The organism is Herbaspirillum sp. 1173, from assembly GCF_031455335.1.
Classification (GTDB): domain Bacteria; phylum Pseudomonadota; class Gammaproteobacteria; order Burkholderiales; family Burkholderiaceae_D; genus Herbaspirillum; species Herbaspirillum huttiense.
Genome location: NZ_JAVDSP010000010.1, coordinates 105,748 through 124,326, shown reverse-complemented (window position 1 = coordinate 124,326; position 18,579 = coordinate 105,748). Strand labels below are relative to the sequence as shown.

The following is an 18,579-nucleotide window of genomic DNA, read 5'->3' as shown; positions in this document are numbered from 1 at the left end:
GCGCCAACGTCGAAAACGGCACACCGGCACATTTATTCTTCCACATGCGTGCGCCGATATTCCTTGGGCGTCAGTCCCATGTGCCGCTTGAAGAGCCGGCTGAAATACGCCGGATCCTGAAAGCCCAGTTCATAGGCAATCGTCGAAATGCCTGAGGGCACATAGGTCAGCTTGCGGCAAGCCTCCAGGATCAATCGCTGCTGCGCCAGGTCGAAGGCCGAATGCCCGGCCAGCTTCAGGCACAGGCGATTGAGGCGGCTGGGCGTGATGCGCAGCTTGTCGGCATAGACCGCCACCTGCCATTGCTCCTTGAAATGCTGCTCCACCAGTGCGCGAAAACGGCTGAACAATTCAAAGTCGCCGCGTCCGGACAATTCCGCCGAGCGATGATCCGCTTCCAGCCGCACCAGCAACAGCATGACGCTGCGCGCCAGCCATTCCAGCATCAGCGTGTGGCCGGTGCGCGGCGCGGCCGATTCGGCAATCAACAGACGCAGCAGCGTCTCCATGCGCTCGCGCAATTCCGGTACGCGCCCCAGTTCGATGGCCATCGGGCGCAGGAACAAGGGCGAAAACAATTCGCCGTGCCCCTCGCTGCCGCCGGCCGAAAACACCACGTGCGGATCCACCGTCAGCACGAATCCCACGGCCTGTTCCGAGAAATCGAAACCATGTACCAGGGACGGATGGATGGTGATGACCACCGGACCATCGACTTCCCAGACCTCTTCCTCCATCAAGGCACTGACGTGTCCGGACATTAAAAAAAGTACCTGAAAAAGTCCGGCATGGGTGTGCGGTGCAATATGCCAGTCATGCACGCGGCTGCGCGTCTCGATCAGTTCGATGTGCACCGGCTCCGCATCTTCCGGCCGGGAAGCCTCGCCGTACAAGGAAAATTGCGGTACATCGCTGGTGCGCGGTTTGCTGCGGGGCAAGGGCATAGGGTCTCCATCCTGTGCGTTGCGAGGGGGCGGCATGGTTGTGCTCTGTAAAAATAGTACAAGTAATTGGCGGGATCATCCATTTTTTATCAGAACACCACCGTCTAAGATTCTTCTCACACCAAGAACAAGAACAGATCAACTGCCACCCGCTTCGGCTCGCGCCATTGCGTGCCGGGAACGAAAACGGTGCCTGACCTTTACACGGAGACCTCCATCATGCGTACCCAAGTCGCCATCATCGGCGCCGGCCCGGCCGGTTTGTTGCTGTCCCACCTGCTGCACCTCAAGGGCATCGAATCGGTCGTGCTGGAAACCCGCACCCGCGAAGACATCGAATCCACCATCCGTGCCGGCGTGCTGGAGCAAGGCACCATGGACATCCTCAACGAGACCGGCGTGGGCGAGCGCATGAAGCGCGAAGGCGCGCTGCATCACGGCATCGAGCTGGCCTTCGGTGGCCGCCGCCATCGCATCGATCTCACTGAACTGACCGGCAAGGCCATCACCGTTTATGCCCAGCACGAAGTGATCAAGGACCTGGTGGCCGCACGCCTGGCCGCGCAAGGGCAATTGCTGTTCGGTGTGAGCGGCACCAGCATCGAAGGCGTCGAGACCAGCAAGCCGCGCGTGCGCTTCATGCACGAGGGCGAGCAGCATACGCTGGAGGCGGATTTCATCGCCGGTTGTGACGGCTTCCATGGCGTCTCGCGTCCGGCCATTCCAGAGAGCAAGCGCCAGGATTACCAGCGCATCTATCCCTTCGGCTGGTTCGGCGTGCTGGTGGAAGCGCCGCCGTCCTCGGACGAACTGATCTATGCACAGCATGATCGCGGCTTCGTGCTCATCAGTACCCGTTCGCCAACGGTGCAGCGCATGTACTTCCAGTGCGATCCCAAGGACAGCGTGGACAACTGGAGCGATGACCGCATCTGGAATGAATTCCATACCCGCCTGGAAAACGGCGATGGCTGGCGCGTCAAGGAAGGCAAGATCTTCCAGAAGGGCATCATCGGCATGCGCAGTTTCGTCTCTACGCCGATGCAGCATGGCCGCCTGTTCCTGGCCGGTGATGCCGCGCACATCGTGCCGCCCACTGGCGCGAAGGGTTTGAACCTGGCGGTGGGTGACGTGAAACGCCTGGCCCAGGGCATCGAGGATTTCTATCGCAGTGCCAGCGAGGAAGGTCTCGCGTCCTACACCGAGCAAGCCCTGAAGCGCATCTGGCGTGCCGAGTATTTCTCGTGGTGGATGACCAGCATGCTGCATACCTTCGACGATGCCTCGCCCTTCCAGCGCCAGATCCAGCGCGCCGAACTGGAGAACGTGGTCAACTCGCGCGCCCTCTCGACGGCACTGGCGGAGAACTACGTCGGCGCATTCTGATTCACCGCCGCCCGCTGTCAGCAAGCAACGATGACGCCCGCGCACGCGGGCGTTGTCATTGGGAGAGCGTGAGATCGCCAGCCTCGGCCCCCTCATTGCGCCGGCGGGCAAGCAGGCGGTGGCAATGACCGCGCACAAGGTAGAGCGCGGCCCGGGCATAGCAACAGCCACCGGCCCAGGTAGCGACGATGTTGCCGGGATAGCCCATGCCCAGTGCGCGCGCCAGTGCCGACAGCAGGGCGCAGGCCAGCAGGATGAGCCAGGTCCGTGCGTGAGCTTGCAGGCGCAAGGAGCGTGCGTGGAATTGGAGCCGGACTTGCCCGGCATCAAGAGGTGCGGGCAGGGCAATCTGTTTGAGCGACCAGGAGAGTTTCATGCGAGGCTCCGTGTGTTCCCGCCGTGCTGCGGGGCTGACGTGCTGCGATGGACTGCGATCCGGACTGCGATGGGTGATGCGGGTGCAGAATCATGGTGGCACAGCGCTCTGACAATGCACTGACGCCGGCCTGACATGAGCATGTCGTCCCGCGATTGACACATGATTCGCGCTGCCCTGAAATCGATTGCATGCGCCAGGCCCTACAATGGCGCCATGAACTTCAACCTGAACTTGCCCGAACTCCACTCTCTGATCTGGGACGAACTGCGTCGCGGTGCCAGCCCGACGCGCTCGCCGTTTACCATCTGGCAACTGGCCACGCTGGGCCTGGATGGCACGCCCCAGTTGCGTTCCATTGTCCTGCGCGAGGCCGATGCGACTGCCGGGTCGCTGTGCTTTCACACCGATCTGCGCTCTCCCAAACTGGCCGAGATTCGGGCCGACGGGCGGGTGGCCATGCTGGCGGTGGACCTCGAGCGCCATCTGCAACTGCGCGTCAACGGCGTGGCTCAGGTGGTGCAGGATGCGGCCCGCGTGCGCGCCATGTGGACGGGGGCCCGGCCACACACGCTGATCCTGTACAAGACACCGCATGCCCCCGGCACGCCTGTTGTGCAACCGGAAGACGCTCACGTGCAGCCGCACGTCAGCAGCGATGGTGTCGAGAATTTTGCGCTGGTGGAAGTGCGGCTGGAGCGCATCGAATGGCTGGACCTGACGCCGGACCAGCATCGCCGTGCCCGCTTCGCGCGCGGGCAGGATCAATGGCAGGGGCAGTGGATCGCGCCGTGAGGCGAGCGCGACTCAGGCCAGCGCCGGATAGGTGAACGCGAGGAAGTGCACCGCATTGAGCGTGAAATGCAGCAGGATCGGTGCCTCGATCCGTCCGCTGCGCTGGAACACCCACGCATAGCCGAGACCGGCCAGCCCGGCAATCGCCGCATAGGTCATGCCGCCCCCGAAATGCGCGGCTCCGAAGAGCAATGCCGACGCCATCAGCGCCAGTCCGCTACCGCCACGCATCCCCTGCAAGGCGGATTGCAGACGCTGCTGGATCACGCCGCGGAAGAAGGCTTCCTCGGCCACCACGGTCAACAGCAGGTTGATGGCCAGGAACTCCACCGTGAAGCCAGGCCACTTCAGTGCCGGTTTGACCAGACCTGTGAACCAGCCCACGCCCATCACCAGCACGATCGTCGCGAGGCCCGGCAGCAGCGTCCTGGCGATGCTCTCGCGCCATTCCCGCCACGCATGGCAGCGTGGGGCCAGCAGCGCCAGCAACAGCAGTCCGGCACTCCCTTTGTCGAGATTGGCGAACAGCATGAAGGGCCGCGCATCCGCACTGATGGCCGCTGACGGGATCACCAGCACATTGTGGAAACCGGGCCAGCGATGCAAGGCCAGCAGCAGCGCGAGCAACAGCGTGAACGCCAGCAGACTGCGGCGTTGCCATGCGTGTGGCGCATGGGTCGTGCCCCGGGCAGCGAACCCCAACAGGACGATGCCCGCGACGGCGATGGCATCGAGCTGGCCGTCATGCAGTCCCAGCGCGAGGGCCAGCACCAGCAGCGGCAGCCAGGGCGCGAGGGGGCGGCCAGCAGGCAAGGGCAGGGCGGGCAACCAGACGCTGCAGATCGCCAGCATCAAGAGGAGAGCGGAAGGCATCGGATAAAAAGGCGGAACGCGACGAATCCCGTGTTTTAACATGACGGCCATCGAGACTGCCAGAGGTTCTGATGACGATGCGCAATTTCGGTCAGGATTTGTGGCGCGCTTTCTTGCACAGTACGTCCCGTGAACCGAGGAACCGATGAACGACGACCGCAAAACCAGCAGCCAGGCCCGCTATCAAGCCCGATTCGAGCGCGTGCTCGACCATATCGAGGCGTATCTCCATACGCCCCTGGAGATGGAGCAGCTGGCGGCCGTCGCGCATTTTTCGCGGTTCCATTTCCAGCGGCAATTTGCCGATTTCACCGGCGTCGGGGTGGCGCGTTACATCCTGCTGATGCGCCTGAAGCATGCCAGCCTGCAACTGGCCTTCCAGCCGCAGCGGCGCATCATCGACATCGCCCTCGAAGCCGGTTTCGAAAATCCGGAATCGTTTACGCGCGCTTTCAGGAGTGCCTTCGGCCAGTCGCCCTCGCAGTTCCGGCGCACACCCGACTGGCCCTCCTGGAACGAGCGTTTCGTCTTCCGCATCCCTGAAAGGAAAGTGGACGTGCAAGCCGAGATCGTCAACGTCGAATCCATCCGCATCGCCATGCTTACGCATCGCGGTCCCGTCAATCAGCTCAATGGCACCGTCGGGCAGTTCATCGACTGGCGCAAGGCCACGGGCCTGTCACCGGTGGACCGCTGTCGCACCTTTGGTCTGGCCTGGGACAATCCCGATACCACGCCCCCGGAGCAATTCCGCTTCGGCATCTGCGGCGAGGTGGAAGGGGACGTGCCGGACAATCCGCAAGGCGTGGAAGCCTTCCTGATTCCCGGCGGGCGCTGCGCGCGCGTACGGCATGCGGGCGCGCATGACCGGCTGGGCGAGAGCATCTATCCGCTGTATCGCCAGTGGCTGCCGGAGAGCGGCGAGGAACTGCGGGATTTCCCGCTGTACTTCCACTACCTCAACCTGCTGCCCGATACGCCGCCGGGCGAGCTGCTGACGGATATCTACCTGCCCTTGAAATAGGGCCGCTCAAAAAACGGGAAGAAACTTCACGCCACCAGAGCGCGCGAAAAGTGTGCCATCTGGTGCGTGGGCACCAGCAGCGGGACGAAGGAAGCTTCGTTCACAGCGAGCCAATAGGACAGGTGCGGGCTGGCATCGAAGCCATAGTTGCTGCCGTCGAGCTGCCAGAAGCGCGGGATCGCCAGCGCGGGGCGGACGCGATGCTTGAGCTGGTCCAGGCTGGCCAGGCGCGCAGCGCACGGCTGGAAAGGTGCCAGCGCCGCTGCTTCTCCGCTGGCTGCGAAACCTGCCGTGGCGAACCACTCCAGTACCTTGCGCGGACTGGCGTTGAGGCTCGCCCAGTCCTGCATGGCATCGGAACGCCCGGTGATGATGCGGGTGCAGCTGCTGACATACAGCTCGACCTTGCCCAGCAAGGCAGTGGGGACAGGGACTCGGACTTTGGCAAACGGCAGCATCGGCGGGGGCTTCCTTGGTGCGGAGATGGGCGGATCCGGGTGGAGCGGATCATTGAGGTTGTCACTGTAGCCATCCTGTGCGGGGCTGGCGATCGGGGAAATCCTGACGGCGCGTCAGCCAGCAGATTGGCGGCGGTCAGGAATTTCCCGATGCCGCAGTGGTCATCACTCCTGTAAAACGTTTGCTGTAGCCATCCCGTGGCTTGTGCACTTCTTACAGGACTGTCCCCCGCAGCATGAGCTTTCCCAGCATCATCATGATCGACCCCAGCCAGGAGGCCGCTGAACTGGCGCGCTTCGCCTTGTGGCGTGCCGGCTTGCATTGCGCCTTCCGTGCGTGTCCTGACCTGGCCACGGCGCGTCGCTGCCTGCTGCAGGGACGCCGCCAGGGCGATGACATTGCACCCAGCCTGATCCTGCTGGAGTCCGACATGGAATGCGGCGAGGGCCTGCAGCTGCTGCGCGAGTTGCGCGCCAGCAAGCATCTGGCTGAAGCGCCGGTGGTGGTCTTCCCTTCCTACGAGACCGAGGGCGAGCGCGAGGCGCTGGCCGCCGGCGCGACCGAATACCTGCCCAAGCCGGTCGATGGCGAACACTATGCGCAGTGTGTGGTGGAGATGGTGGAGCGCTGGTGTGATGTCAGCGAGGCCGCGGCACCGTTGTCCGCAGACGTGATGCGCGATGCGCTGGCCGGTCTGCCCGGGCATCCGCAGCGGCGCCAGGAAGATGGCTCTCCGCAAGGCGGGCGCTCACACTGAACTGCGTGCTGCAGCTTGGCGTAAAAACAAACAAAGGGCCGCAAGGCCCTTTTTTCCGCCATGGCAGCGCAGGCGCGATTTCGCGCTCAGCTCAGCTCAGCGCCGCGTCTTGATCTTGGGCGTGGGCAGGGCGGTCTTGTACTTGATCTGCTTGAGCGCAAAGCTGGAGCGGATGTTCTTGATGCCGGGGATCTTGGTCAGGTGGTCGACGATGAAGTGCTCCAGCGTCAGCAGGTCCGGCACCACGATGCGCAGCAGATAATCCTCGTCTCCGGTCATCAGGTAGACTTCCATGACTTCATCGAAGGCACTCACGGCCGTTTCGAACTGGGCCAGTGCTTCGGCACCCTGGCGCTCCAGGATCACCTTGACGAACACGTTCACCTTCAGGCCCAGCAGGTGCGGATCGGCCAGCGCCACATAGCGCGAGATGATGCCTTCGGTTTCCAGGCGCTTCACCCGGGCCAGAGTCGGCGAGGGCGAGAGGTTGATGCGGCTGGCCAGCTCCAGATTGCTGATCGAACTGTTCTCCTGCAGGATGTTCAGGATGCGCAAATCGGTGGTATCGAGTTCCATTATCGAAATTTAATTCTGTCAGTTTCAGTTTCGCAGCACTGGATGCTGAATATTGTACGGCAACTTGCAATTTTAAGTGACTCATGCCGGGGCATCCGGCGTATCGTAAGCCGGTGGTTCCATCACACAGCTAGCCCTCAACGACAACAAGACCGAAAAGGCGTCGGGCGCGGGGAGACGGATGGCGCGGCCTGTGTTTTACCGGCTTTTTGTCTCTTTGCATAGCAGCGATTGCAGTGCCGGCATGTTTTGTGCTGACTGCAGGCGAGCGGCCCGGCGCGCCCAGACAGGAGAACAGGAAGTGGACATGTCCCGCCCCAGTGACAGCGATATCCCCAAGGATATCGACCTCGATGCCCAGGAAACCCAAGAGTGGCTGCAAGCGCTGCAGAGCGTGCTGGCCGAAGCCGGCCCGGAACGCGCGCGCTTTCTGCTCTCGCGGCTGTCGGCGGCGGCCCAGCAATGGGGCGTGAACTGGCGCGATGCGCGCAATACGCCCTACGTCAACACCATCCGGCCTGAACAGGAGCCGCCTTTTCCCGGCGGGTCGGACGCGCAGGCCATCGAGGAACGCATCGCCAGCATCATGCGCTGGAATGCGCTGGCCATGGTGGTACGCGCCAATCGCGCCTACGGTGAGCTGGGCGGGCACATCGCCAGCTTTGCCTCGGCGGCGGACTTGTTCGAGGTCGGCTTCAATCATTTCTTCCGTGCGCGCGATGCGCAGTTTGCCGGTGACGTGGTCTACTTCCAGCCGCACTCCGCGCCGGGTATCTACGCGCGCGCGTTTCTTGAAGGTGCATTGAGCGAAGAAGACCTGGCCTACTATCGCCGCGAGATCGAGGCCAAGCGCGTGGGACGGCAGGGACTGTCGTCCTATCCGCATCCCTGGCTGATGCCGCATTTCTGGCAGTTCCCGACCGGCTCCATGGGCATCGGTCCCATCAATGCCATCTACCAGGCGCGCTTCCTGCGCTACATGGAGCATCGCGGCCTGCTGCAGGATCAGGGGCGCAAGGTGTGGGGCGTGTTCGGCGATGGCGAGATGGATGAGCCCGAGTCACTGGCCGCACTCTCGCTGGCCTCGCGCGAGAAGCTGGACAATCTGATCTTCGTGGTCAACTGCAACCTGCAGCGGCTCGATGGTCCGGTGCGCGGCAATGGCCACATCGTCGATGAACTGGAAACGCTGTTTGCCGGTGCCGGCTGGAACGTCATCAAGCTGCTGTGGGGCTCGGACTGGGATGGCCTGTTTGCGCGTGACAAGGACGGCGAACTGGTCGATGCCCTGAACCGCACGGTGGATGGGCAATTGCAGACCTTCGCCGCCAATGACGGTGCGTTCAATCGCCAGCATTTCTTCGGCCAGACACCGGGCACGCGTGCCATCGGTGCCACCCTCACCGATGAGGAAATCAATCGCCTGCGCCGTGGCGGCCACGACATGAAGAAGATCTTCTCGGCCTACCAGGCAGCGGCCAGCCATCGCGGCCAGCCCACGGTGATCCTGGCGCAGACCAAGAAGGGGTACGGCATGGGCGCGGCGGGCGAGGGCAAGATGACCACGCACCAGCAGAAGAAGCTCGATGAGGAAAGCCTGCTGCAATTCCGTGACCGATTCAAGCTGCCGCTGAGCGATGAGCAATGCCGTGAGCTGGCTTTCTACAAGCCGGCTGATGACAGCCCGGAGATGAAGCACCTGCATGCACGCCGTGCCGCACTGGGCGGCTACCTGCCGCGCCGCCATGCGGGCGATGCACGGCGTACCGTGCCGCCGCTGGAGGCGCACAGCAGGTTCGCGCTGGAAGCCGACGGCAAGGAAATGTCGTCCACCATGGCGCTGGTACGCCAGCTCGGCAACCTGTTGAAGGACAAGGACTTCGGCCAGTATGTGGTGCCCATCGTGGCCGATGAGGCGCGCACCTTCGGCATGGCCAACCTGTTCCGCCAGGTCGGCATCTATTCTTCGCAGGGGCAGTTGTATGAGCCGGAGGATATCGGTTCCATCCTCTACTATCGCGAGGCCAAGGATGGCCAGATTCTGGAAGAGGGCATCACCGAGGCGGGAGCGATTTCCTCGTGGACGGCAGCGGCCACCGCGTATTCGGTGCATGGCACGCCGATGTTGCCGTTCTACATCTACTACTCGATGTTCGGTTTCCAGCGCATCGGCGACCTGATCTGGGCGGCGGCGGACCAGCGTGCGCGCGGCTTCCTGATCGGTGCCACCTCCGGCCGCACGACCTTGGGCGGCGAAGGACTGCAGCACCAGGACGGCAACAGTCTGGTGACGGCCGCATCGATTCCCAACTGTGTGTCCTATGATCCGGCCTATGCCTATGAGCTGGCGGTGATCCTGGATGAGGGTATGCGGCGCATGATGGAACGCGGCGATGACGTCTTCTACTACATCACCGTCACCAACGAGAACGAGGCCCAGCCCAGTCTTCCGGACGGCGTGCAGGAGGGCATCCTGCGCGGCATGTACTGTCTCGGCCGCAAGCCCGGGGCGCCAGTGCGGCTGCTGGGTTCCGGCCCCATCCTCAAGGAAGCCGTGACGGCGGCTGCGCTGCTGCAGCAGCACTGGCAGATCGAGGCCGAGGTGTGGAGCGTGACCAGCTATACCGAACTGGCGCGGGATGGCGTGGCGGCACAACGCGCACAGCGCTTGTCGGGCAGCGATGGCCAGCCCTATGTCACAGCGCAATTGCAGGGCAGTGTGGCGCCCGTGATTGCGGTCAGCGATTACATCCGTACCTTGCCCGAGAGCATTCGCGCCTTCGTGCCGGCACCCTATGTGACGCTGGGGACGGACGGGTTTGGCCGCAGTGATACGCGGGTGAATTTGCGGGACTTCTTCGAGATCGATGCGCGCTGGATTGCCTATACGGCCTTGTGTGAAGTATGGGTCGATGAACGTGCGCGGCTTGAAGAAGCAGCGCGTACATTGGGTATCGATATGAACAAGCCCTTGTCGTCCTCGGTATGAAGTGGAGCGATAGATGAACGGTGGCCAGCCGGATTGAAAATCTCTCATCTGGCCCGCCGCCGTGTTTGCTATAGTGAAACCGCCCGTGCATCACGGGCGGTTTTTTTATGGCCCCGTGATGCGCATCGTCCATGACCTACAGTGAGTGAGGAGTACACACGATGGCTGCACCCAAACGTATCGCGCTGGTGACCGGCGCAGGTTCCGGCATCGGCCGGCAGATCACGCTCGCGCTGCTGCGCGAAGGCTATGGCGTCGCCCTGGCCGGACGCCGCCAGGATGCGCTGGAAGAGACCGTCAAGCTGGCCGGCGAACATGGTGCCAACGCGCTGGTGGTGGCGGCCGACGTGACCGATCCGGCCTCGGTGAAGCAGCTCTTCGCCAGGACCCGCGAGCGTTTCGGACGGCTGGACCTGCTCTTCAACAATGCCGGCATCTTTGCGCCGCCGGTGTCGCTGGAAGAACTGAGCGTGGAGCAGTGGAAGGCGGCGGTGGACATCAACCTGACCGGCGTTTTCCTCTGCACGCAAGAAGCCTTCCGCATCATGAAGGATCAGTCGCCGCGCGGCGGGCGCATCATCAACAACGGCTCGATCTCGGCGCATGCACCGCGCCCGTTCTCGGCCTCCTATACCGCCACCAAGCACGCCATCACCGGGCTGACCAAGGCCACCTCGCTCGATGGCCGCGCCTATGACATCGCCTGCGGGCAGATCGATATCGGCAATGCCTCCACCGACATGACTACACTCATGAAGAAGGGCACGCTCCAGGCTGATGGCTCGACCAAGGTCGAGCCGACCATGGATGCCGAACACGTGGCCCGTGCCATCCTCTACATGGACAGCCTGCCGCTGGAGGCCAATGTGCAGTTCATGACGGTGATGGCGACCAAGATGCCGTATATCGGGCGGGGGTGAGCCGGTTTATATTCGCCAGATGAAGAAATGGCCGCAGTGATGAGCTGCGGCCAATTTTCTTTGCCCGAACGTGATAAGGGTTAACGCATCACTCAGTCCCGCCCTTCATGCCCTTCCACTCCGGCGTCAACTGCATGGAAATCCCGAACATGTCCAGCACGCGTCCCAGCGTGTGGTCCACCATCTCTTCCATGGAAGCAGGGCGCTGGTAGAAGCCGGGCAGGGGCGGGAAGATCACGCCGCCCATTTCGGTGACGGATGTCATGTTGCGCAGATGGGCCAGATTGAACGGAGTCTCGCGCACCATCAGCACCAGCCGGCGGCGTTCTTTCAGGACCACATCCGCAGCGCGGGTGATGAGGTTGTCGGACAGTCCATGCGCTACGGCGGCCAGGGTCTTCATCGAACAGGGCGCCACCACCATGCCGGTGGAGGCGAACGAGCCGCTGGCGATGCAGGCGCCGACATCGCGCACGTTGTGCACCACATCGGCCAGCGCTTCCACATCCTTGCGCCGCATGTCCAGTTCCTGATGCAGATTGAGCACGCCAGCTTCGGACACCATCAGGTGCGTTTCCACCTGGCCATGCTTGCGCAGATGCTCCAGCAGCCGCACGCCATAGATGGCACCGGTGGCACCGGTGATCGCAACGATCAGGCGCTGGCGCGGCTGGCTGGAAGAACTGCTCATGAGTCAGTCAGGCAAGTAAAACTCAGCCCTTGATCAGGGTCTGCAGTTCGCCGGACTCGTACATCTCGGTCATGATGTCGGAGCCGCCGACGAATTCGCCCTTCACGTACAGCTGGGGAATGGTCGGCCAGTTCGAGTATTCCTTGATGCCCTGGCGCACGTCCGGGCTTTCCAGCACGTTGACGGTGACGATGTTCTCGGCACCGCTGGCCTTCAGCAGCTGGATGGCCTTGCCGGAAAAGCCGCATTGGGGGAACTGTGCAGTGCCCTTCATGAACAGCACCACGGGGTTTTGGGTCACGGTTTCTTTGATCCAGGATTGGACGTCGCTCATGGCTGTGCCTTTAAAAATGGGATTGCCCGACATTATAGGGAAAAGCCGGCGGGCGCGTTGAAATCGCCTGCATGCTGGTGGCCTGTCTGAACGGGCAAAAAATTGCATCGAGGAAATAATTTATATCGTATGCAAATTCTTGTGTTGAAGATGAGGGTGCCGTGAAGACATTCAAGCCGTCCCTTGCATCATCGTCAGCAGCGGCGGTGGAAAAGTTGCTTTACGCAATGATTTATATCTTTTCCACAGGCTTGGCCAGTTCGGCGGCCGCAAATGAAAAAGGGCGCTTGCGCGCCCCTTCCTCATGAAATTCGGCTGGCTTTCTCAGCAGCCTTGCGGCTGCGAGGTGGCTTGCCGAGGGTGTCCTGGCTTATGCCGCTCCGGCCACCGCATCCTCCGGCGTTTCGTCCGGCAGGCGCTTGGCCATGGAGTGATGCTCCTGCAACTTGTCCTTGTGCTTGATGACCTGGCGATCGAGCTTGTCGATCAGCGTGTCAATGGCAGCGTAGAGGTCGTGTGCGATGCTTTCCGCATGTAGATCCTTCCCCTTGATGTGGACGTTGATTTCCGCTTTTTGGCGCTTTTCCTTTTCTGTGAGTTTATCTACGCTCAGGATCACGCTGACGTCGATCACGTTGTCGAAATGGCGCTTGATACGCGAGAGCTTGCTTTGCACGTATTCCCGGATGGCGGGGGTCAGTTCGAGGTGGTGTCCACTGATGGTCAGATTCATACAAGACTCCTATCGTGAAGTCACTGGAGGTTCGTGCAATCGATCCTGCTGCAGCTGTACCACGGGCACGGTCTTCGTGTCGGATGGCGCGGGCATCAGTCGGATGCTTGCCTGAACACAGCAACGGTACTGCAGAAAAACTGAGGAAAAACTCAGAGGGACTTGCGGAGATTGACCGGCGGAATCTTCAACACTTCGCGGTATTTGGCGACTGTGCGTCGCGCGACCACCATGCCTTGTTCTGCCAGCATATCCGCAATCTTGCTATCGGATAATGGGGTCTGCGGGTTCTCGGCTCCTATCAACTGTTTGATCAGCGCCCGTATCGCGGTGGAGGATGCTTCACCTCCGGTTTCAGTCGCGACATGGCTACCGAAGAAGTATTTCAACTCAAACATTCCATGCGGAGTGAGCATGTATTTCTGAGTCGTCACGCGAGAGATGGTGCTCTCGTGTAGACCCAGTGTATCAGCAATTTCACGCAGCACAAGGGGGCGCATGGCCACTGCCCCATGTGAAAAGAAGTTTCTTTGACGTTCCACAATAGCCTGCGCGACGCGCAAAATTGTATCGAAACGTTGCCGCATGTTCTTGATGAGCCACTTGGCTTCCTGCAACTGCGACGACAGCGAACCTTCTCCCTTGGCTTGCTTCAATGCACTGGCATACATCGCATTGACGCGCAGCTTGGGCATGACCTCATGGTTGAGCATGACCTGCCAGCCGTTCTTTGTCTGCTTGACAATCACGTCCGGCACCACATAGTCCGAGGCATCACGCGCGAATTCCGCACCCGGATGCGGACGGCACTGGCGGATCACCGCCTGCGCTTCGCGCAGGTCTTCGTCATCGCAATCCAGTGCCTTCTTGATCTTGTTGAAATCGCGTTGTGCAAACAGCGGCAGGTAATCCTCCACGATCCTCAAGGCCAGCTTGCGCGTCACGAAGGGAATCTTGGGCAGGCGGCGGATCTGCAGGGCCAGGCATTCGCCGGCACTGCGCGCACCGACACCCGCCGGGTCCAGGCTCTGCAGCAGCTTGAGCGAAATCGACAGCTCTTCCATGTCGATGCCCAGCTCTTCGGGCAGGCGTGCGAGGATGTCTTCGAGCGGCTCTTCCAGATAGCCGCTCTCGTCCAGCGCATCGGTGAGCAGTTCCAGCAGCGCACGATCACGCAGGGTGCGTGCGGTCACGCGGATCTGTTCCAGCAGGTGTTCGCGCAGGGTCAGTTCGTGCGCTTCGAGTTGCGGGCGGGCATCATCATCGTCTGGCGACTTGCCGCTGCGCGCGACGTCGTCGAAGCTCCAGTCGGCATCCCCCGTGACACCGGCTTCCGGCGCGTTGTCCTGGTAGTCGAAGCTGGAATCGCCATCGCTGGCGGCCGGGGCCGCTTCGCCGCTGCCTTCGTGACTGGTTTCGGCAACGCCGCTGGAGGGCGAACTGGAGACCGCGCCATCGGCCAGCAGACGTACCGAATTGTCGAGCGCGTCGTCGAGGCGTTCCAGCAGGGGATTATCGGAGAGGATCTGTTCCAGTTCCTGGTGCAGTTCCAGCGTCGACAGTTGCAACAGTCTGATCGACTGCTGCAGTTGCGGCGTCAATGCGAGGTGCTGCGAGGTACGTAACTGGAGCGACTGTTTCATCTGTCTTTCTGAAAGCGGCGTGGCCCGCTGGTTGCTCTGCCGGTCGTTGCGTATTGCGTATTGCTTGTTGCGTATTACGTGATGTGCACTCTGTATTTCTTCAAGCGTATCGGGCAAGCCGACTGCACCGCTTACATGCGGAAATGCTCGCCCAGATACACGCGGCGCACCGACTCGTTGGCGATGATCTCTTCCGGATTGCCGCTGGCCAGCACCGTGCCCTGGTTGATGATGTAGGCGCGATCACAGATGCCCAGCGTTTCGCGCACGTTGTGGTCGGTGATCAGCACGCCGATGCCGCGTTCCTTCAGGAAGCGCACGATGCGCTGGATCTCGATCACGGCAATCGGGTCGATACCGGCGAACGGTTCATCCAGCAGCACGAAGCGCGGATCGGTGGCCAGTGCGCGGGCGATCTCGACGCGCCGGCGTTCACCGCCCGAGAGCGACAGCGCCTGGCTTTCGCGCAGCTTCTCGATCTGCAGTTCGTGCAGCAGGTTGTTGAGGCGGCCTTCGATTTCATCGCGCGAGAGCGGCTTGCCCTCTTCCTGGCGCAGTTCCAGCACGGCGCGGATATTGTCTTCCACCGTCAGCTTGCGGAATACCGAGGCTTCCTGCGGCAGGTAGGACAAGCCCATGGTGGCACGCTTGTGGATCGGCATGCGCGAAATGGACGCGCCATCGAGGTCGATCTCGCCACCATCGGAGGGCACCAGCCCCACGATCATGTAGAACGAAGTGGTCTTGCCGGCACCATTCGGGCCGAGCAGGCCGACCACCTCGCCGCTGCGCAATTCCATCGAGACATCGCGCACCACCTGGCGCGCGCCATAACTTTTCTTCAGGCCGCGAACGACCAGCGAGCTGGCTACCATTGTCACTGGTCCTTTCCGCTGTCGCGACGCGTTGCAGGCTGCGCAGCGTTGTTCTTGCCCGCAGGCTGGGCCGGCGCGGTGCTGCCTGCCGGCGGCGGATTCTTGGGCTGGATCACCGCAGTGATGCGGCCTGCGCCCGGCTTGCTCTCGCCGGTGGCGGTGTTGTTCACGGAATAGAATTCGGCGCGGCTGTCATAGGAGATGAATTCGCCGTTGACTTCATCGGTGATGCGATCGCCGTCCATGCGCTGGATGTGCGCGCGCTGGAACAGCTTGGAGATTTCGGTCTGCTCCGAATACTCGATGCGCTCGGCCTGGCCTTCGATCCACAGGTTGGGACCGCCGTCACGCTTCTGGCGGAAGTTGGCCAGCGCGCCAGGGGCCGCATACAGCACCGCATTTTCATAACCGTACTGGTCGGTCGTCAATACCACGCGGCCGGCCTTGATGATCAGCGTGCCGCGGGTCATGACCACGTTGCCGGTAAAGGTCTTCACCTGGCGCACGTCATCGTAGACCATCTGGTCTGCCTCGATGTTGGTCGGCTTGGTGGAGTCCGCCTTCTCGGCGTTGGCCACGCCGCACACGGCAGCCAGCATCAGCATCGGCAGTAAGAATGAGCGTTTCATTGGGTTCCTGTCTGATCGGTTCTTGGCGTTTTTATCCCGGAGTCATCCGGCTTAGCGTTTCTTCGGAGTGGGCTCGTAATAGCCGCGGACATTGCCGAACAGCTGCACCACCTGGGTCGCATTGTTGGCCACCATGCCCACGCCGTTCAGGCGCGTGGTGCCCATGGTCATGGCCACCGGCTTGTCGGTCTTGACGATTTCATCGTCAGGCAACAGCAGCAGGTATTCCGACACCAGGTGCATCTGCTCGCGGCCCTTGTAGGGCGCGCGGATGGCGTTGGCGTTGCCGTACATGTGGATCTGCGTCTGGTCGTCGGTGACGCGCGCGGTATCCGAGTAAAGCTCCATCGGTGCCTGGTTCTGGTCCAGGTTGTGCACCACCGGCTTGGTGATCTCGAAGGAGTCATCCGTGGGGTAGTGCACCATCTTCGTTCCCGCAACGTCATAGCGCGGCAGACCGGTCGGGCCCATGCGCACGTAGTTGAAGTTTTCCAGGTAGTAGTCGGGTTTGCCACGCGGACGCTGCGCCGGTTGCTGGTCACCCGCGGCCCGCATGGCCTGCATCACCCAGAAGCTGCCCAGGGCACCGGCGATCAGGATCACCAGGATCACCGCCAGGCGGATGCGCTCGGCGTTGCGTTCTCCGCTGCGCCCGCTCATGCCAGGTACGGCGCGAGGGCCGCCTCGTAGTTGCCTTGTGCAGCCAGCACCAGGTCGCAGATCTCGCGCACGGCACCATGGCCGCCGCTGGCCTGTGTCACGTAGTCGCTGCGCGACTTCACCTCGCGATGGCCGTTGGCCACGCAGGCCTTGAATCCGACGCGGGTCAGTACCGGCAGGTCGATGATGTCGTCGCCCAGGTAGCCGCAATCCTGCGGCGTCAACTGCACCTGCTGCAGCAGCTGTTCGAAGGCCTGGCGCTTGTCGTGGATGCCCTGGAATACATGGGCGATGCCGAGATCACGCGCACGGCGCAGCACATAGGGCGACTGGCGCGCGGTGATGATGGCGGCAGCGGTGCCGTATTGCTGCATCATCTTGATGCCGTGGCCATCGAGCGCGTTGAAGCGCTTGAAGGCCTCGCCGTCCTCGCCGTAGAACAGGCCGCCATCGGTGAGCACACCATCCACGTCGAAGATCATCAGGCGGATCGTTGCCGCCTTGGCGAGCGCGGCAGCGGGCAGGGTGCTGGCGAAGGCTGGCGCGTTCATCAGATCACCTTGGCGCGAGTGAGATCGTGGATGTGCAGCGCGCCCGTGAGCACGCCGGCCGCATCGGTAACCAGCAGCTGGTTGATGCGGAATTGTTCCATCAATTGCACGGCATCCACGGCCAGCTGGTCCTGGTTGACGGTCTGCGGATTGGCATGCATGACGTCGGCGATGTAAAACTTGGAAAAGTCCTGGCCGCGCTCCAGCAGGCGGCGCAGGTCGCCGTCGGTGAAGACGCCGACCGGGCGGAACTGCTCATCCACCACGGCGGTCATGGCCATGCCCTTGCGGGTGATTTCCATCAGCGCTGCCGACAGCGACACGTCCGGGCGCACGGCGGGAATCGCCTCGCCGCTGCGCATCACGTCGCGCACGTGGGTCAGCAGGCGGCGGCCCAGTGCACCACCGGGATGGGAGCGCGCAAAATCTTCCTCGACGAAGCCGCGCGCATCCAGCAGCGACACCGCCAGCGCGTCGCCCATGGCCAGCGTGGCCGTGGTGCTGGCGGTCGGGGCCAGGTTGAGGGTACAGGCTTCCTGCGCCACGCCCACGTTGAGGTGGACGGCGGACAGCTTGGCCAGAGTGGACTGGTCATTGCCGGTCATGGCGATGATCACCGCACCCATGCGCTTGACGATGGGCACGATGGCCAGCAGCTCGGCCGTTTCACCGGAATTGGAAATGGCAATGAAGACATCGCGCGCCGTCACCATGCCCAAGTCGCCGTGCGCGGCTTCGGCCGGATGCATGAACAGCGAGGGGGTGCCGGTAGAGGCCAGGGTGGCGGCGATCTTGCGGCCGACATGGCCGGACTTGCCGATCCCCGAGACCACCGCACGTCCCTCGCATTGCAGCAAGGTCTGCACGGCAAGTGCCAGGGGTTCGGCGCTGTCGTCGCGCAGGCGGTCTTTCAGGGCCAGGATGGCATCGGCTTCGATCTGCAGGGTCTGGCGTGCCAGTGCGATGGCACGGCGGGCAGCCCCGGCCGAAAAAGATGCAGGCGTGGTTTTGTCATCGGTTACACTCATAACCGAAGTATAAACGAATTAGCAAAGCAAAAAACTTGCCAGATGTAAGGGAATGCTGCCGGATTTGACGTGATATGCAGCGTTGCATCGCGCCGCAGCACCGCTGCCACGGGGGATTTCCGGCCATCGCCGGGATGGGGCATGGCATCGCAGCAGGCGCGGAGGGCTTCCGGTCGCGGTGAATTACGCTGCTGTTGTGGAGCCACACGTATGAATTTCAAGGCGATTTCGCGCCTCGCCGCCCAAGGCTTTCCTTCATATTGCACACTGGTCAGGTGAACTGCCTTTTGCTGGTGCGTTGCCAATTTTACAAATTCATTCATATCGAACCTCGCC

At 62.2% G+C, this 18,579-nt stretch carries 22 protein-coding genes; 7 read left to right on the top strand and 15 right to left on the bottom strand.

The features are described 5' to 3' along the window. Positions 1–32: 32 nt before the first annotated feature. On the bottom strand, positions 33–944 hold the full coding sequence (locus tag J2X56_RS23685) for a helix-turn-helix domain-containing protein (RefSeq protein WP_121045774.1): 912 nt from the start codon (positions 942–944) through the stop codon (positions 33–35). Between the two features lie 219 nt (positions 945–1,163). Here J2X56_RS23685 and J2X56_RS23680 point away from each other — a divergent pair, with 219 nt between their 5' ends. Further along, positions 1,164–2,330, top strand: a complete 1,167-nt coding sequence (locus J2X56_RS23680) for a 4-hydroxybenzoate 3-monooxygenase (RefSeq protein WP_134134432.1) — start codon at positions 1,164–1,166, stop codon at positions 2,328–2,330. A gap of 55 nt (positions 2,331–2,385) precedes the next feature. Here J2X56_RS23680 and J2X56_RS23675 read toward each other — a convergent pair whose 3' ends face one another. Continuing rightward, on the bottom strand, positions 2,386–2,706 hold the full coding sequence (locus J2X56_RS23675; RefSeq protein WP_310163197.1) for a hypothetical protein: 321 nt from the start codon (positions 2,704–2,706) through the stop codon (positions 2,386–2,388). Between the two features lie 216 nt (positions 2,707–2,922). On the opposite strand from J2X56_RS23675, the gene J2X56_RS23670 reads away from it, so the two are divergent. Then, positions 2,923–3,501: a pyridoxamine 5'-phosphate oxidase family protein gene (locus J2X56_RS23670; RefSeq protein WP_227022555.1), complete on the top strand. Its 579-nt coding sequence runs from the start codon at positions 2,923–2,925 to the stop codon at positions 3,499–3,501. A gap of 12 nt (positions 3,502–3,513) precedes the next feature. Here the strand turns inward: J2X56_RS23670 and J2X56_RS23665 are convergent, their stop codons facing one another. Continuing rightward, complete coding sequence (locus tag J2X56_RS23665) at positions 3,514–4,374, bottom strand: CPBP family intramembrane glutamic endopeptidase (RefSeq protein ID WP_310163192.1); 861 nt, start codon at positions 4,372–4,374, stop codon at positions 3,514–3,516. Between the two features lie 145 nt (positions 4,375–4,519). On the opposite strand from J2X56_RS23665, the gene J2X56_RS23660 reads away from it, so the two are divergent. Beyond that, a complete protein-coding gene (locus tag J2X56_RS23660; RefSeq protein WP_134134430.1) occupies positions 4,520–5,398 on the top strand; it encodes a GyrI-like domain-containing protein in 879 nt (292 codons plus the stop codon). Positions 5,399–5,424: 26 nt separating this feature from the next. Here J2X56_RS23660 and J2X56_RS23655 read toward each other — a convergent pair whose 3' ends face one another. Next, positions 5,425–5,856 (bottom strand): hypothetical protein, encoded by a 432-nt coding sequence (locus J2X56_RS23655; RefSeq protein ID WP_134134428.1) that lies wholly within the window; start codon positions 5,854–5,856, stop codon positions 5,425–5,427. Positions 5,857–6,092: 236 nt separating this feature from the next. Between J2X56_RS23655 and J2X56_RS23650 the strand changes: the two genes are divergently transcribed. Next, on the top strand, positions 6,093–6,614 hold the full coding sequence (locus tag J2X56_RS23650) for a response regulator (protein ID WP_121045780.1): 522 nt from the start codon (positions 6,093–6,095) through the stop codon (positions 6,612–6,614). A 96-nt stretch (positions 6,615–6,710) separates the two neighbouring features. Here the strand turns inward: J2X56_RS23650 and J2X56_RS23645 are convergent, their stop codons facing one another. Next, positions 6,711–7,190 carry an Lrp/AsnC family transcriptional regulator gene (locus tag J2X56_RS23645; RefSeq protein WP_006461679.1) on the bottom strand — a complete coding sequence of 160 codons (480 nt, stop codon included), beginning with the start codon at positions 7,188–7,190 and terminating at the stop codon, positions 6,711–6,713. A gap of 307 nt (positions 7,191–7,497) precedes the next feature. Between J2X56_RS23645 and mdeB the strand changes: the two genes are divergently transcribed. Together mdeB and J2X56_RS23635 are read left to right on the top strand one after the other, a co-directional pair. Further along, a complete protein-coding gene (mdeB, locus tag J2X56_RS23640; protein ID WP_310163185.1) occupies positions 7,498–10,179 on the top strand; it encodes an alpha-ketoglutarate dehydrogenase in 2,682 nt (893 codons plus the stop codon). 161 nt (positions 10,180–10,340) lie between these two features. Further along, complete coding sequence (locus J2X56_RS23635; RefSeq protein WP_121045782.1) at positions 10,341–11,099, top strand: SDR family oxidoreductase; 759 nt, start codon at positions 10,341–10,343, stop codon at positions 11,097–11,099. Between the two features lie 88 nt (positions 11,100–11,187). Here the strand turns inward: J2X56_RS23635 and J2X56_RS23630 are convergent, their stop codons facing one another. Together J2X56_RS23630 and grxD are read right to left on the bottom strand one after the other, a co-directional pair. Next, a complete protein-coding gene (locus J2X56_RS23630) occupies positions 11,188–11,790 on the bottom strand; it encodes a UbiX family flavin prenyltransferase (protein WP_034331455.1) in 603 nt (200 codons plus the stop codon). 22 nt (positions 11,791–11,812) lie between these two features. Further along, positions 11,813–12,124, bottom strand: coding sequence for a Grx4 family monothiol glutaredoxin (gene grxD, locus J2X56_RS23625; protein WP_039784040.1), 312 nt, complete (start codon positions 12,122–12,124; stop codon positions 11,813–11,815). A gap of 161 nt (positions 12,125–12,285) precedes the next feature. Between grxD and J2X56_RS23620 the strand changes: the two genes are divergently transcribed. Further along, on the top strand, positions 12,286–12,432 hold the full coding sequence (locus J2X56_RS23620; RefSeq protein ID WP_157845661.1) for a hypothetical protein: 147 nt from the start codon (positions 12,286–12,288) through the stop codon (positions 12,430–12,432). Between the two features lie 62 nt (positions 12,433–12,494). On the opposite strand, the gene hpf is transcribed toward J2X56_RS23620, so the two are convergent. The 8 genes from hpf to J2X56_RS23580 all read right to left on the bottom strand — a co-directional run bounded on the left by hpf (position 12,495) and on the right by J2X56_RS23580 (position 18,566). Beyond that, complete coding sequence (hpf, locus tag J2X56_RS23615; protein ID WP_034331451.1) at positions 12,495–12,857, bottom strand: ribosome hibernation-promoting factor, HPF/YfiA family; 363 nt, start codon at positions 12,855–12,857, stop codon at positions 12,495–12,497. Positions 12,858–13,009: 152 nt separating this feature from the next. After that, complete coding sequence (locus J2X56_RS23610; RefSeq protein WP_209535174.1) at positions 13,010–14,500, bottom strand: RNA polymerase factor sigma-54; 1,491 nt, start codon at positions 14,498–14,500, stop codon at positions 13,010–13,012. Between the two features lie 131 nt (positions 14,501–14,631). Further along, positions 14,632–15,375: an LPS export ABC transporter ATP-binding protein gene (gene lptB / locus J2X56_RS23605; RefSeq protein ID WP_121045785.1), complete on the bottom strand. Its 744-nt coding sequence runs from the start codon at positions 15,373–15,375 to the stop codon at positions 14,632–14,634. A gap of 2 nt (positions 15,376–15,377) precedes the next feature. After that, positions 15,378–16,004 (bottom strand): lipopolysaccharide transport periplasmic protein LptA, encoded by a 627-nt coding sequence (gene lptA / locus J2X56_RS23600; protein ID WP_121045786.1) that lies wholly within the window; start codon positions 16,002–16,004, stop codon positions 15,378–15,380. Positions 16,005–16,055: 51 nt separating this feature from the next. Beyond that, the gene (gene lptC, locus J2X56_RS23595; RefSeq protein WP_034331443.1) at positions 16,056–16,664 is read right to left on the bottom strand and encodes an LPS export ABC transporter periplasmic protein LptC; all 609 of its coding nucleotides are present in this window, start codon (positions 16,662–16,664) and stop codon (positions 16,056–16,058) included. Further along, on the bottom strand, positions 16,661–17,215 hold the full coding sequence (locus tag J2X56_RS23590) for an HAD family hydrolase (protein WP_034331440.1): 555 nt from the start codon (positions 17,213–17,215) through the stop codon (positions 16,661–16,663). Before J2X56_RS23590 ends, lptC begins: the two co-directional genes overlap by 4 nt. Beyond that, positions 17,215–18,243 carry a KpsF/GutQ family sugar-phosphate isomerase gene (locus tag J2X56_RS23585; protein WP_310163169.1) on the bottom strand — a complete coding sequence of 343 codons (1,029 nt, stop codon included), beginning with the start codon at positions 18,241–18,243 and terminating at the stop codon, positions 17,215–17,217. The genes J2X56_RS23590 and J2X56_RS23585 overlap by 1 nt, the downstream gene beginning before the upstream one ends. After that, the gene (locus J2X56_RS23580; protein ID WP_209584731.1) at positions 18,240–18,566 is read right to left on the bottom strand and encodes a hypothetical protein; all 327 of its coding nucleotides are present in this window, start codon (positions 18,564–18,566) and stop codon (positions 18,240–18,242) included. The genes J2X56_RS23585 and J2X56_RS23580 overlap by 4 nt, the downstream gene beginning before the upstream one ends. Between the last annotated feature and the right edge of the window lie 13 nt (positions 18,567–18,579).

What these genes read in the sequence shown, in the direction of transcription:
- J2X56_RS23685 (WP_121045774.1), bottom strand. Translation starts at nt 944, where the DNA reads ATGCCCTTGCCCCGCAGCAAACCGCGCACCAGCGATGTACCGCAATTT.
- J2X56_RS23630 (WP_034331455.1), bottom strand. Translation starts at nt 11,790, where the DNA reads ATGAGCAGTTCTTCCAGCCAGCCGCGCCAGCGCCTGATCGTTGCGATC.
- J2X56_RS23655 (WP_134134428.1), bottom strand. Translation starts at nt 5,856, where the DNA reads ATGCTGCCGTTTGCCAAAGTCCGAGTCCCTGTCCCCACTGCCTTGCTG.
- J2X56_RS23665 (WP_310163192.1), bottom strand. Translation starts at nt 4,374, where the DNA reads ATGCCTTCCGCTCTCCTCTTGATGCTGGCGATCTGCAGCGTCTGGTTG.
- J2X56_RS23585 (WP_310163169.1), bottom strand. Translation starts at nt 18,243, where the DNA reads ATGAGTGTAACCGATGACAAAACCACGCCTGCATCTTTTTCGGCCGGG.
- hpf (WP_034331451.1), bottom strand. Translation starts at nt 12,857, where the DNA reads ATGAATCTGACCATCAGTGGACACCACCTCGAACTGACCCCCGCCATC.
- J2X56_RS23635 (WP_121045782.1), top strand. Translation starts at nt 10,341, where the DNA reads ATGGCTGCACCCAAACGTATCGCGCTGGTGACCGGCGCAGGTTCCGGC.
- mdeB (WP_310163185.1), top strand. Translation starts at nt 7,498, where the DNA reads ATGTCCCGCCCCAGTGACAGCGATATCCCCAAGGATATCGACCTCGAT.
- J2X56_RS23650 (WP_121045780.1), top strand. Translation starts at nt 6,093, where the DNA reads ATGAGCTTTCCCAGCATCATCATGATCGACCCCAGCCAGGAGGCCGCT.
- J2X56_RS23670 (WP_227022555.1), top strand. Translation starts at nt 2,923, where the DNA reads ATGAACTTCAACCTGAACTTGCCCGAACTCCACTCTCTGATCTGGGAC.
- grxD (WP_039784040.1), bottom strand. Translation starts at nt 12,124, where the DNA reads ATGAGCGACGTCCAATCCTGGATCAAAGAAACCGTGACCCAAAACCCC.
- lptA (WP_121045786.1), bottom strand. Translation starts at nt 16,004, where the DNA reads ATGAAACGCTCATTCTTACTGCCGATGCTGATGCTGGCTGCCGTGTGC.
- lptB (WP_121045785.1), bottom strand. Translation starts at nt 15,375, where the DNA reads ATGGTAGCCAGCTCGCTGGTCGTTCGCGGCCTGAAGAAAAGTTATGGC.
- J2X56_RS23680 (WP_134134432.1), top strand. Translation starts at nt 1,164, where the DNA reads ATGCGTACCCAAGTCGCCATCATCGGCGCCGGCCCGGCCGGTTTGTTG.
- J2X56_RS23610 (WP_209535174.1), bottom strand. Translation starts at nt 14,500, where the DNA reads ATGAAACAGTCGCTCCAGTTACGTACCTCGCAGCACCTCGCATTGACG.
- J2X56_RS23660 (WP_134134430.1), top strand. Translation starts at nt 4,520, where the DNA reads ATGAACGACGACCGCAAAACCAGCAGCCAGGCCCGCTATCAAGCCCGA.
- lptC (WP_034331443.1), bottom strand. Translation starts at nt 16,664, where the DNA reads ATGAGCGGGCGCAGCGGAGAACGCAACGCCGAGCGCATCCGCCTGGCG.
- J2X56_RS23645 (WP_006461679.1), bottom strand. Translation starts at nt 7,190, where the DNA reads ATGGAACTCGATACCACCGATTTGCGCATCCTGAACATCCTGCAGGAG.
- J2X56_RS23590 (WP_034331440.1), bottom strand. Translation starts at nt 17,215, where the DNA reads ATGAACGCGCCAGCCTTCGCCAGCACCCTGCCCGCTGCCGCGCTCGCC.
- J2X56_RS23580 (WP_209584731.1), bottom strand. Translation starts at nt 18,566, where the DNA reads ATGAATGAATTTGTAAAATTGGCAACGCACCAGCAAAAGGCAGTTCAC.
- J2X56_RS23675 (WP_310163197.1), bottom strand. Translation starts at nt 2,706, where the DNA reads ATGAAACTCTCCTGGTCGCTCAAACAGATTGCCCTGCCCGCACCTCTT.